The 13,328-nt window shown below is 41.4% G+C and carries 9 protein-coding genes and 1 tRNA gene; 1 reads left to right on the top strand and 9 read right to left on the bottom strand.

Annotated features, from left to right (window positions below; genetic code table 11):
• Positions 1-36: 36 nt before the first annotated feature.
• From ACS8FB_RS06575 to ACS8FB_RS06540, 8 genes are all read right to left on the bottom strand, one after another.
• Positions 37-1,308, bottom strand: coding sequence for an integrase family protein (locus ACS8FB_RS06575; protein WP_201596005.1), 1,272 nt, complete (start codon positions 1,306-1,308; stop codon positions 37-39).
• Between the two features lie 170 nt (positions 1,309-1,478).
• Positions 1,479-1,555 (bottom strand) — tRNA-Ile (locus ACS8FB_RS06570).
• Positions 1,556-1,648: 93 nt separating this feature from the next.
• Positions 1,649-2,488, bottom strand: a complete 840-nt coding sequence (locus tag ACS8FB_RS06565; RefSeq protein ID WP_439261615.1) for a pteridine reductase — start codon at positions 2,486-2,488, stop codon at positions 1,649-1,651.
• An 84-nt stretch (positions 2,489-2,572) separates the two neighbouring features.
• Positions 2,573-3,808, bottom strand: a complete 1,236-nt coding sequence (locus ACS8FB_RS06560; RefSeq protein WP_439261614.1) for a tRNA nucleotidyltransferase — start codon at positions 3,806-3,808, stop codon at positions 2,573-2,575.
• Between the two features lie 178 nt (positions 3,809-3,986).
• Entirely contained in the window at positions 3,987-6,305 is a 2,319-nt protein-coding gene (locus ACS8FB_RS06555; protein ID WP_439261613.1) for an NADP-dependent malic enzyme, read from the bottom strand.
• A 528-nt stretch (positions 6,306-6,833) separates the two neighbouring features.
• On the bottom strand, positions 6,834-8,300 hold the full coding sequence (locus ACS8FB_RS06550) for a protein adenylyltransferase SelO (RefSeq protein WP_439261612.1): 1,467 nt from the start codon (positions 8,298-8,300) through the stop codon (positions 6,834-6,836).
• Positions 8,301-8,590: 290 nt separating this feature from the next.
• Positions 8,591-9,994 carry an acyl-CoA desaturase gene (locus ACS8FB_RS06545; protein WP_439261611.1) on the bottom strand — a complete coding sequence of 468 codons (1,404 nt, stop codon included), beginning with the start codon at positions 9,992-9,994 and terminating at the stop codon, positions 8,591-8,593.
• A 318-nt stretch (positions 9,995-10,312) separates the two neighbouring features.
• Entirely contained in the window at positions 10,313-11,152 is an 840-nt protein-coding gene (locus ACS8FB_RS06540) for a glycerophosphodiester phosphodiesterase (protein WP_439261610.1), read from the bottom strand.
• A gap of 391 nt (positions 11,153-11,543) precedes the next feature.
• On the opposite strand from ACS8FB_RS06540, the gene ACS8FB_RS06535 reads away from it, so the two are divergent.
• Positions 11,544-12,497, top strand: a complete 954-nt coding sequence (locus tag ACS8FB_RS06535) for a hypothetical protein (protein WP_439261609.1) — start codon at positions 11,544-11,546, stop codon at positions 12,495-12,497.
• Positions 12,498-12,575: 78 nt separating this feature from the next.
• Here the strand turns inward: ACS8FB_RS06535 and ACS8FB_RS06530 are convergent, their stop codons facing one another.
• Positions 12,576-13,241, bottom strand: coding sequence for a cob(I)yrinic acid a,c-diamide adenosyltransferase (locus ACS8FB_RS06530; protein ID WP_439261608.1), 666 nt, complete (start codon positions 13,239-13,241; stop codon positions 12,576-12,578).
• Positions 13,242-13,328: the final 87 nt, after the last annotated feature.

Here is a 13,328-nt window from a genome sequence, read left to right as displayed (position 1 = left end):
AGGCTCATGCAAATATATGACAAGTGAAGTATTTCTTTATATAAGTTGTTTTATAAAATCGCTTTGTGTCATGCCAGCATGCCGACAATAGAAAGACTCTATTGAATTTGAAGCGTCTCTTAGTTGCCGCTGTGACACTTGGATATATTGTAGGGTAACATCATCGGTTGATTTAGCTTCACGGTGATTGAGCAAGCGTTTAAGGACTGGATAGCTGATGCTTGAGTTATTAGCTACCGTTCCAAAAGTGCGGCGCAAATCATGTGGTGTAATATACAAGTTTGTTTGATTACTTATGGCCTTATAACTACGGCTTAAATCTTTTATATGGTCATCGCTAGCTTTCAAGTTGCTCGGGAATACCCATTGCTTGCCAGCGCTTAATCTGAATCTTTCTTCAAGCAGAGCTTGTAAGATATCACTAGTAGGCATATGATAATTAGAACCATTTTTTGTAGCTTTGAATACTATCCTGCCAGCTATAAGGTCGACGTCAGACCACTTTAAGGGCTGCGCTTCATTTAAACGCACACCAGTGAACATAAAAAGTAGCATGATATCTCGTGCATTATTGCTATGGGGCGCTTGCAGGTGTGAGCTTCTATCAACATAATTTAAAAGTGTTTTGAGATACATACCTAAATATTCTTCTTCAACATGTTTAGTACGCGGCTTAATTATATTCCAATCTTTCTTGGCGTTAAGTATGCGTACTGGTTGCTCTTTAATTAAAAAGTCTTCGTTATCATCTAAAAAGCTATCACGACAATAATTCCAAACTGACCTTAGAGCTCTCATAGTTGCGTTAGCCTGAGCTTTACTATGCTTGCTTATCTCTTTATGCTTATCACTTATCATTGACTTAGATATATCATTTAAAGATATATCTAGCCAATCATCTAGCTTGTTTAGTATTTGACCATCATAAGTGTCAATAGTGCCTTTAGCTAAGCTAGTCTTTGCTGATTTAAAGTAGGTATATGCATCTCTCAGTGTTGGTACATTATTGGTCTTATCTTTCGGCTCTTCCAAGACCTCATGAAGCCCGTCATAAACATGCAGACCTTTTTTTATATTAGCCATCATTATGCTGGCTTTTTCACGTGCTTCGGTTAGCGTAATCAAGTGCGTTTCTTCCACTTCATCTCTATATAGCTTTCCGTTAATACGCTTATGTAATGTATAACGTTTGGATTGTTTGCCCACACGTAGCGCAAAACCAGTTAACACATCGTCCATATAGATTTCAGTACCTTTAGCGGTATAGTCTACTGAATCTATAAATTTTTTGGTAAGTTTAACCTTCATATATCACCCATGCAGCAGTATATAACCATAGTGTTAGTAGTATCATACTTTAATTACTATAAGGGTCAAAGTATCAAGATAGTATCAAAAAACCAACTAAGTCCATGCGTTCGCATAAATTTTAGACAATAAAAAACCCTTACAAGTCAATGACTGTAAGGGTTTGAATATGGTGGGCCCAGTAGGACTTGAACCTACGACCAAAGGATTATGAGTCCTCTGCTCTAACCAACTGAGCTATGGGCCCTAACGTTAGACGCACAATGATACCTGATTTTTTTAAATTTTCAAGTAAAAGATAACAACTAAACGATATTATTCAGCTCTTTTTGCTTACTGACTAAAAATTGCTTCCAGCGAGAGTCAAACCACGACCGCCATCGACATTAATAACCTCTCCTGTGATATAGCTTGCCTTTGCTAAATATAATACGCTGTGGGCGATATCATCTGGTGTACCGATTCGCTGCATCGGCACAGAGTCGATGATATTTTGTTGCTGCGTATCATCAAGTGCTTGATCGCTATTGGCATCTGGTAAGATATTGACCCCAGGCGCGACACCATTGATTCGTACTAGTGGTGCCATCTCTAGCGCTAGCGACTGCACCATCATACGTTGAGCCGCTTTTGCCATATTATAGACGGTATAGTGTTTAAACGGTTTATTATGAGCGTGAATATCAAGTAGGCTAATGATGCATCCATACTGCGTTTGTAAGTAAGGTAGAAACGCCTGACTCAGTAATAACGGCGCTTTAGCATTGCTTAAAAACAGCTCATCCCATTGGTCATTATCTATACTATTGAGCGGAGTAGGGTAAAATCGTGATGCGTTATGTACTAACACATCAAGCTGTCCAAATCTATCTATAACGGTTTGAACAAACTGAGTTAATAAATGGCTATTGATGACAACTGCTAAATCCGCAACGACAACTGTCGCACTATTATCACGGATTTCGTTAAGCTGGTTTGCTAGCGCTATTGCTTGTTGCTCGCTACGATGACAATGGATAATGACACGGTAGCCTTGATGATGCGCTGCTCGAATGATAGCTGCGCCAATACGCTTGGCGCTACCGGTGACGAGTATGACGGGACTATCACTGTATGAGAGGTCATTGTTCACGTCAATAGATGGGTTTGTGTCGCTCTTCACTGTGGATTCGATTGCCATAAAAATACAGTTCCATCTTTTAATCGTATTTTGTTTGATAAAAAAGGTTGTTAGCTTTGCCTATAGATAAAATATATGACACTGTTAGTTAGGACTGGCTATAGATTGCTCCATAGAGAACAGATGCGCAGCACGTGCCTCATTTAACGCTTTGCCGATTGCAGCGCCTTTGATATCTGGATCTATGTTTTCTATACCAATAGCATGGAAGCTATTTAATGCAAGCATCATTTGGCGATGTTGTTTTGCTAGCTGTAATACGTGACTGGTGACCAATAGCTGCGAGAGCTTGTTAGGCTCTTTATGAGCGCTACATGCTTGGATAAGATCAATCTTTTGAGTAGCGTTTAGTTCATTGACTGCGCTTAATTTCCCAGCTTGGGTAACGAATAAGCTTGCAAACTGAGTAGGTGTTTTAGGGACTTTGGCGCTATTGCTTATAGAGATAATGGCCTTTAGAGCAGTCTTTCTCTCATCATCCGTAACAGTCATACTTATATGAGGGGATGAAGATTTAGGGTCAGGTTTGGAAGCAAATAACGATTGATCAAGACTAGCCATTAATAATGTCCAGCGCTGGGATAAATTCAACTGCATTTGACCGGCAAAGTATAGCGCCGTCTGCACTGTTTCTCGTATGTGCACATTGCTCCAAGCATGATGCAATGGCGCAAAGTACTCAGTTAGAGCACCGATTGCATATAGCTGTTCCCAATAAACCTGTGGTGATGTCTGCATGGTGGCACGGCTTGATTCTTGCCAAATGCGCTCTGCACTTAAATGTGCAAGCTCACCTGAGGCGACCAGTTGGCGCATGAGTATGAGGGTTTCCTCAGCGATGTGAAAACATAAGCTATAATAACGTCCATAAAAACGCGCGACTCGCAGTACCCGTAGCGGATCTTCGCTAAAAGCCTGCGATATATGACGTAAGGTCTTGCTCTGAATATCATCGAGTCCACCATGATAATCTATGATTTCACCCGTGAGAGGCGTGTCGTCGGTTAAACTGTTGACTTCAATCGCCATCGCATTGATGGTTAAGTCACGGCGCTGTAAGTCATCTTGCAACGTTACATCAGGGCTAGCATGTACGCTAAAGCCTTGATAACCACGACCAAGTTTGCGCTCAGTACGTGCGAGTGCATATTCTTCTTGAGTAGTCGGGTGCAAAAATACGGGAAAGTCTGCACCGACTTGAATAAAGCCTGCTGCTAGCATCTCATCGACGGTTGCACCTACCACCACAAAGTCTTTATCGGTAATAGGGCGATCTAACAGCTGATCACGAACTGCACCACCAACGAGATAAACTTGCATGGAAACCTCTTTTATTCGTCAAACAAATTTTAATCAGATGAATATTATTATCATTTTATTGAAGCAAAAAAAACCAGTCTATACCATTTATGACGATGATATAGACTGGTCTTAGTATAGCAAACTACTACTATTAATCATGAACAGTAGCAGCTCATCGATAAATATAATGCGGCAATTACTTCTCGTTTTCTAAGTCTTGCGCTTCAGTGACAGCAAGCGCCGTCATATTGACCACGCGACGAGCTGTCGCTGATGGCGTCAAGATATGAACAGGCTTATTGGCTCCCAGTAAGATTGGACCAATAGAGGCGCTATTTGTTGCTGTTTTAAGCAAATTAAAGGCAATGTTTGCAGCATCAAGCGTTGGCAAAATAAGCAAATTGGCCGCACCTTTTAGGTGACTTGATGGCATATCTTCTAAACGAATATGCTCATTAAGCGCAGCATCACCTTGCATCTCACCATCAAAATCGAAATCCACATTCATCTCATTTAGTAGCTTATAGACTTTGCGCATTTTGACAGCACTAACGCGATCAGAGGTACCAAAGTTTGAATGTGATACCAAAGCGACGCGCGGCGTGATGCCGAAGCGGTGCAATTGATCCGCAGCCAATACGGTCATTTCAGCCAATTGTTCAGCAGTAGGGTCTTCATGAATATAGGTATCAGCAATAAAGATATTGCGATCTTGCATGAGTACCGCATTCATCGCATAAAAGTCACTTACACCGTCTTTTTTACCAATGACTTTTTGGACATAATCAAGATGTAATTGATAATGGCTAAACGTACCGCAGATCATGCCCTCAGCGTCACCATTTTCGACCAGAAGCGCACCAATAAGGCTGGTCTTGCGACGGACATCACGACGAGCAAGCTCAATACTGACACCGCGGCGTTTATTTTTTTCGTAATAACCTTGCCAGTAATCTTTATAACGAGGATCATCATCTTGGTTGATAATGGTAATGTTCTCACCGTCTTTTAGACGTAAGCCAAGCTTCTCAATATTGTTTTCAATGACTGATGGACGTCCAACCAAGATAGGTTTTGCCAGCTTTTCATCAACGACGACTTGTACGGCAAGAAGGACATTGTTATCTTCACCTTCACAGTAAACGATACGCTTTGGATCTGACTTCGCACGAGAGAAGATAGGCTTCATCACAAACGCTGAGTTATACACAAATTCTGATAAGCGCTGACGATAAGTATCTAAGTTATCAATCGGTAAGGTTGCAACACCTGAGTCCATCGCCGCTTTTGCAACTGCAGAGGCAATCTCGATGATTAAGTTTGGCTCTAGCGGTCCTGGAATCAGATAATCAGGGCCAAAGCTTCTCATTTTGTCGATATTTCTGACGTTCGTGGTCGGCGTCGCTTCAACGTGCGCCATCGCTGCAATCGCACGTACGCAAGCAATTTTCATTTCTTCGTTAACAGTCGTTGCACCTACATCTAATGCCCCACGGAAGATATAAGGAAAGCATAATGCGTTGTTAACTTGGTTTGGATAATCTGAGCGTCCGGTCGCCATAATGACGTCTGGACGTACTGAATGCGCCAATTCTGGCATGATTTCAGGCGTTGGATTGGCGAGAGCAAAGATGATAGGGTTTTTTGCCATACGGCGTACCATATCGGGGCTTAAAATGCCAGGCATTGATAGGCCGATAAACATGTCCACATCGTCCATCACATCATCAATGGTACTAGCATCGGTGTCGCGAGCATAACGTTGTTTTGATTCGTCTAGATTCTCACGACTGGTGGTGATAATACCGCGTGAATCAGAAACGAAAATATTGTTCTGATCAACACCAAGAGCACAGATGATGTCTAGGCAAGAAATAGCCGCAGCACCAGCACCTGAACAGACGATTTTGATCTCTTCAATCTTTTTGCCAGTCAAAATGAGGGCGTTTAGCATGGCGGCAGCAACGATAATAGAGGTACCATGTTGATCGTCATGAAAAACTGGAATGTTCATACGTTTACGCAGCTCGCGCTCGATTTTAAAACATTCAGGTGCTTTGATGTCTTCTAAGTTAATACCACCAAACGTTGGCTCCAGTGATGCAACCGCTTCAATAAATTTGTCAGGATCATTTTGTTGAATTTCAATATCAAAAACATCGATACCAGCGAATTTTTTGAATAATACCCCTTTACCTTCCATCACTGGTTTTGACGCCAGCGGACCGATATCACCCAAACCCAATACGGCAGTACCGTTAGTAATAACACCAACCAAATTACTACGTGCTGTATATTTAGCGGCTGTCGTTGGGTCTTTTTGAATCTCAAGACAAGGTACTGCGACACCTGGCGAATAGGCTAAAGCCAAATCACGCTGGTTAGCCAGTTGTTTAATAGGTGTTACCGAGATTTTACCTGGTCTTGGAAACTCATGATAATGTAGAGCAGCCTGTTCGAACTGTTCTTTATCTGTATTAGGATTATCCATATTCAAATTGGTATCGTCATTCATAATAATGGCCATTGTTGGAATAAATTGAAATAAAACAAAGTGTGATAAACAAAATAAAGTAACGCTCGACCCCAAAAAATCGTCGAATATAAGCTCCAGCAAATAACAGATTAAGGAGCTACTAAGCGACTATTAAAAGGCGATGCACAGTCAAAAAAGCGTTAGGCTATGATCAGATGATAACGTAAAGCGAAAAGCTAATAAACTTAGCTATTTTAGTCTAGCATTATTGATAATTAGCTGCCGAGTCAATCATAACGAAGTGCATAACTTATATAATAAATTGATAACGAACATTTAGCCAGTTGATAGTAACAAATAAAGTGAAATTTACAATATATATTCAATATTGTGACTATTGTTTTAAATTTAGTCTAAATTTTACTGTCAGTTATTAGGTTAGTGGTTTCATCTCAAGATTTTTTAGAAGTGACATAATGATTAACAACTAAACAGAGAATAATAAAAAACGTTTATTACCCTCTGTTAGGGTTTAATAGTAGTAATCAAAAAGAGATTCTGTAGTATTTATGAAGAACAACTGATCGGCATCTGCGGTGCATTAGGAGCTGGAGGGGTACTATCAAGCGCTGTTGCGATATCTTGTACCGTATATGGGCTGGCAAGCAATTCATATAAGCGTGACACCTCTTCAAACTGCCCTTGTTCAGCAGCAGTGATAGCGCGCTGAGCCATGCTATTACGGAGTACATAGACAGGATTAGTCGTTTGCATGTCGGTGACGACTTGTTCAATAGATAGCGCTTGCACATGCGCTAAATAACGCGCTGACCAATCTTGCCATACTTGTAATGCCTCACCTTGCAATTCATGAGTCAAGGTGGCTAATAATTGCTTCTCATAAGGGTAATTCTCTGGAGATACTAAACCTAAGAGGGCACGAAAGCTATTGGTATAATCAAGCAAGTTGTCTTCTAGTAAGGTCAGCCACTCAAAAGCTAAGCTTAAGCTTTCTTTTTGATGCGGCAATCCTAACTTACGACACAGTCCTTGTTGATAATGTTGCATAAAGGTTGGTTCATAAGGGGCTAAGCAATCTGATAACGCTTCACGCGTCACGCCCTCTAAGCGCATAAAGTGTGGCAACCAAACATTAAGATTCCAATGACCGATAGCAGGCTGGTTTTGATAGGTGTAGCGTCCGGTATGGTCTGAGTGGTTATTGATCCAAGCAGGATTAAAACGTTCCATAAAACCAAATGGCCCAAAATCCAAAGTGCTACCAGTGATGGATAGATTATCGGTATTCATCACTCCATGAGCAAACCCGATCAACTGCCAGTCAGCTATCATCCGTGCCGTACGCTCAACGACTGCTTGTAAAAATGCCAATACTGGCGTCTCGCTATCACGAGATTTTGGATAGTAGGTTTCAATCATATAATTAGTAAATTCACCAAGCAAATCAGGAGCAAAGCTTGCAATCCACTCTATGTGTCCTAAGCGAATGTGACTATCGGCAACGCGCATCAACGCCGCTCCCGCCTCCATACGCTCGCGACGTACTGGAGTGTCGGAAACCACAAAGCCAAGCGCATTAGAGGAGGGGATATCAAGTTGTGTCAGGGCATGACCACACAAATATTCACGAATAGTACTGCGCAATACCGCGCGCCCGTCACCCATTCGTGAGTAAGGCGTTAGACCTGAGCCTTTAAGGTGCAAGTCTTGCAGTTGGTTATTGCGGTCCAATACTTGCGCCACGAGCAAGCCGCGTCCATCACCTAATTGACCTGCCCATTGTCCAAACTGATGACCTGCATAAGCCATCGCCAAAGGCTCGAACTGAGAAGGGATGTACTGACCTCCAACGATATCTACCCAGCGCGCCATTAAGTCTTTATCATCGGCCCAACCAAGCTGTTCTGCTACTTGGGTATTAAAATGCCCTGCACGCGGACTTTCAAGCGCCGTTGGGGGCTGTTTATGATATAAGCGTGGGTCTAGATTGACATAGGTGTTCTGATAATGCATGTGGTATTTTCCTGTGGAAACTGACTAGAGATATATAATAGAAAATAACGATAAATCTACTATAACATAGCCTTAATATTACACCTGTAGACTCTGTCCATATCTTGTAATCTACTATGACTAATGACTAATGACTAATGACTAATGACTAATGACTAATGACTAATGACTGGTATGCTGTCAAACTGCGCGTATGTTTTTAAACGCCATAAAAAATCCCCCTATCTTCTGTAGAAAGGGGGATTAGATAACATTTAATAGAACACTAACGAGCAATAAATCAGCTCATCTTAAGCAGCTTTATCTTTATAGCCAATTGAGCGAAAAGCAATTTTCAAATTATCATTATGCGCATGGATTTTTTGTTCAATCTTGGCATACTCAAGCTTGAGCTTATCGTCCACTTCATGCAAGCGATCTGCAAATTCCGTTTTTTTCATCTCAACTGCTTTGGCTTTTAACGCCTGCCATTCTTCTACTGTTTGCGTGAACGCATCATACTCAAACTTGATGCGATCTTGGAAGCTTTGCATGACATGAGGAATATCAAGGCCGCTTGCACTTACCGTATCGATTTGCTGCTGAGCTTGTTTAAACTGCATTTGTACTTCAGCATGTTTGATCGTAGTGTCATCGACTGTACGTAACTCAGTTGTTAAGCCAACTTTAGAGAGACCAGCGATCAACCATTTGGTTGGATCGTACTGCCACCATTTCACACCATTACGATAATCATATTGGAAGAAATGATGGTAATTATGATAACCCTCACCCCATGTAAATAGAGCTAAAAAGAAATTATCGCGTGCAGTATTGGTATCAGTATAAGGACGGCTACCAAACATATGACATAACGAGTTGATAAAGAACGTGAAGTGATGCGTCAATACTAGACGTAACAAACCTGCAAGTACAAGCGTACCCCAAACATCACCCACTAACCAACCAACGGCTGCGACCAATCCAACGTTGGCTGCTAGTACCCAAAGACCATAATACTTATGCTGAATTTGAAGGACTTTGTCTTTAGTTAAGTCTGGAATGTTTTTATAGTCAAACTTACCACTTGGATAATTACGTAGCATCCAGCCGATATGACTGAACCAAAAACCACGTTTGGCTGAATAAGGGTCTTCTATACGATCATCAACATGGCGATGATGGGTACGGTGACCTGAGACCCAGTCAAATGCAGAGCCTTGTACTGCTAGCGTTGAACCTAGTAGTAAAAAGTTTTTTACCACTGGATGCGCTTTGTAAGCACGATGCGACAGCAAGCGATGATAACCTGCAGTAATACTAATGCCTGTCCATACCATAAAAGCACCAAAAACACCCCAGACAGGCGCGCTTACTTGATGGGTAAACAAATACCATGGAGTAATGACAGCAGCAGCAATAGGAGTCGCTACTAGTATAGTCGCCGGTATCCAATTGATAGGCGCTTTTTTAAATTCAAGCTCTTGTAAATCAAGAGTATGGTTACTTGTAGTGACGTCATTTTGCTTAGCAGTTTTTGTATAGTTACGTTTTGCGGTAGGCTGCTCATCAAGCGCAGCTTTCGCTTTGTTATTATCAAACCACGTTTTAAAACGTCCAACCTGAGTGGTTGCGTTATCCAAAATGCTGTCACCAGATTTGATAGCGAAACGTAAGCCTTTAAGCGGTAAGCCCATTGCTTTTTTTGCAATCATATAATTTTCCTAGCGGTATTAGTTTCAGGCTCTATATTACCCTAAAAGAAGCAGAAAGTGAACGTTTATACACTAGAAAAATATTAATAAATAACAATAACTTGTATGAGTTATTCGATATTTTATTGTAAATACCCTGTTAGCTATCAGGTATTGTGTGAAAGTGTAAGTTCTACTAAAGCTATGTTAAGAAACCATTGATTAATAAATAGCTAAAGCCGTCTTATCATAAGCGCTAAAAACCTTAGCAAATCAAGCTAAATATATGACGCAAATAGTAATATAAGCCACTAGCTTACGACAATTGTCAAAAAAAATTTATAATAATTGACTTGGAATGTCAGTAATAATGACGTCTACTTGCCACTCGACAAGTTTTTTTGCAATTTCTATATCGTTTACCGTCCACGCACTGACTGGTAAACCGTAACGATGCGCGTTTTGGATAATAGATTTGGTGATGAGGGGATAATGTATGCCAAGCTGGGTACAGCCCAGTTGTAAGGCGGTATTAGGTGCTGAGACTATCGATTGCGGTGTTCGTACCAGTAAGCCACGCGGAATATTTGCAAGCAGTTTATTGCATTGCAATTGGGCCAAAAGTTGCACATCAAAAGTAGTAAGAACGATAGGCAGGCTGGCAAGGGGCGTACCTACCAGATAGCGTATTAACGCTTGTATCAGTTTAGAGTAATTTGTTCGGTTATGAGTCTTAATCTCCAGCTCAATATGAGTGAACTGAGTTAAAGCAGGTAGCGATATTTTGTGGTTTTGAGTCTTAGCTACTTTAGTTGTTTCAGTTACTCGAGTGACTAGGTCTTTAGGGACCTGTGATTGAGAAAAAATAGTAGGAGAGTAGGTCATAGACTGCGCTAACATGTCCAAGGTAATTATTTTATGACCTAATTGTAGTTGGCGCTGAATTTCAATCAAGCTTAGCTGGTCCACTCGTGACTGTAAGCCGCAAAGTCGTTGTAGCGTCTCGTCATGAAATATTACCAGATGACCATCGGCAGTAAGTTGTACGTCAAACTCTACGCCTGACAAGCCTTGTGCCTGTAGCTTATAAGCATGTTCAAAACCAAATAGCGTGTTTTCCAATGCTTCACTGCGTGCGCCTCGATGACCTAGGAGCAAAGTATTCTCAAGTTTTATCATAACTACCTATCATCAATTATCTGTTGATCAATAATATGATGCCTCATAAATTTTTGCGTAAAACAGAAGAGAAGTATAGTAGAGTTTGGTTTTGTACAGCTAAAACAAAGCAATAATACTGATCAACTTAAACAAGCAACCAGACTGTTTTACACATAAACAGCTTAATGAGTGTTTGTTGCGTTTTTGCAACTAAAAAGGGCTTTTATAGTCTTTGATGGGTTTTATTTGTATATCAATGGTCCACATTACTGACCATCTGCTACAAACCTCGTATAATGAGCTGATTTTAATATTGGTCGTATAAAGCTGTTACAGCGTTATGGCAACCTAGATAGCTATACTGTCTACCGTTGACGGTGCAAATGAGTAAATCGGGAGCAAAACAAATATGAGCGTAGCAAATAAAAAGTGGTCAAAATGGCAGCAAATTGCTGGTATTAGTGTGATATGTGGTTTAGCGATTGCTGGTTGTGAACGTTCGGATAAAGATGATACTACTGAGACAGCTGAGGTTACTACTGAGCAACCAGCAGCCAATGATGGTACGGTTGTTCCTGCTATTAGCTGTGATAATCCAATGGTACAAGATCGTTTGAAATCTGCTTTAAGAAACACACTTAATCAGCAAGCACAGTCAACGGCTGCCAACTATGCGAACATTGCAGAAGTCAGCATAGACAACAGTGTCTTAATTGATAAAGTAGATGGGGTAATGATTGATGTGCAAAATGCTGCCATCTTACAAGAAGCCAATGCAAATGGTATGACAACTTGTCAAGCAAGCGTTAGTATGACATTGCCAAGCGAAGATTTGTACCAAGCCAGTCAGATGAGTGCGGCGAGCAATCAGCCAAGTCTGCAAACGCGACTCGCTCAAAACAACATCCGTATTAACAATAATATGTTAGTCGATGATGCATTCACCTATGTTGCTGGTGCGCAAAGTGGGCAAATACAAGCCCGTATTGCAGGTCAGCCAGCTCTTATCGCTATTGTGTCTGATGTGATGGCAAGCTCTGTGACACAGTCAGTTGTAGAAGAACAACGAGCGGAGCGTCAAAAGCAAGAAGCAGCACGTCGCCGTGAAGCAGCTCGCAAGAATAGTGAGAATCAGATAAAGCGTCAACCAAAGCCTGTCACACCAGTCGAGCCTGCGCGCCCAGCTGAGCCTGCTACGCCGCCTACTATCAATAAAAGTAATAATGACAATAGTGTCGAAGAAACAGCTTCACTACCTAGTGTCGATGCCAAGCCACCAGTGACGCCTGAAGCACCAAAAGTTGTCCCAAAGGATGACAGCATCGATATGATTATTGTGGAAGATGAAAGCGCAACCTATTAACTGCTAGATTCCTTGCTCTAAATCTAAATAGCGCCTGCAACTAGCATAAGTTGTAGGCGTTTTGCATATAATATACGTTCATTGATCATCAGGTTGACGGATGTTTTTATGATCGATGACAACGTTCTCTAAGACTTGACTGTCCCACAGTACCTCAGAGATCTGCCTTGGATCCGTGCAAAAACGTGCAGCGACAAACAACCAATCAGATAAACGATTGATAAAGCTAAGCGCAGTACTGCGAATGGCTTGTGGATGCTCTTGCTGTAATAGCACAGCTTGGCGCTCAGCACGGCGACACACACTACGTGCTACATGCAATTGACTGACCAATAATGAACCTGTAGGCAGGATAAAGTCCTTTAGCGGCGGCAGGCTAGTATTCATCGCATCGATTTGTTGTTCTAACCAGTCTATATGAGCAGGATTAACACCTTCATATTCTGGCATAGCAAGCTCGCCACCGATGTTGAATAATAGATGCTGAAGCACCACTAGCGCTTGAGTGACATCTGACGCTTTTTGTTGCAAGCGTTCAGGTAACTGTTGCGCGCTTGGGTTTTTACTATCAGTTATAGCTTGTGTCAGATGCGCTCGTACCAAACCGATGTGTGAATTGAGCTCGTCGATATCACCCATAACGCTAAATAGATTATCCGCTTTACTCACGCGGCTACCATCTGCCATACCAGTACTACCATCATCACCGGTACGTGTATATATTTTGCTCAAACGATTGCCCATCTCTTATCCTTAATAGTTTTTAAATGTGTGCAAGTTTTAGTTATCTGGCTATTGTAGTATTTTCCTGCCGTTTTCGCTAAGATAATA

Source organism: Psychrobacter sp. 1U1 (genome assembly GCF_051847535.1).
GTDB lineage: Bacteria > Pseudomonadota > Gammaproteobacteria > Pseudomonadales > Moraxellaceae > Psychrobacter > Psychrobacter saeujeotis.
The sequence above is the reverse complement of the archived record's forward strand: the minus strand, read 5'-3'. Positions and strand labels throughout refer to the sequence as shown.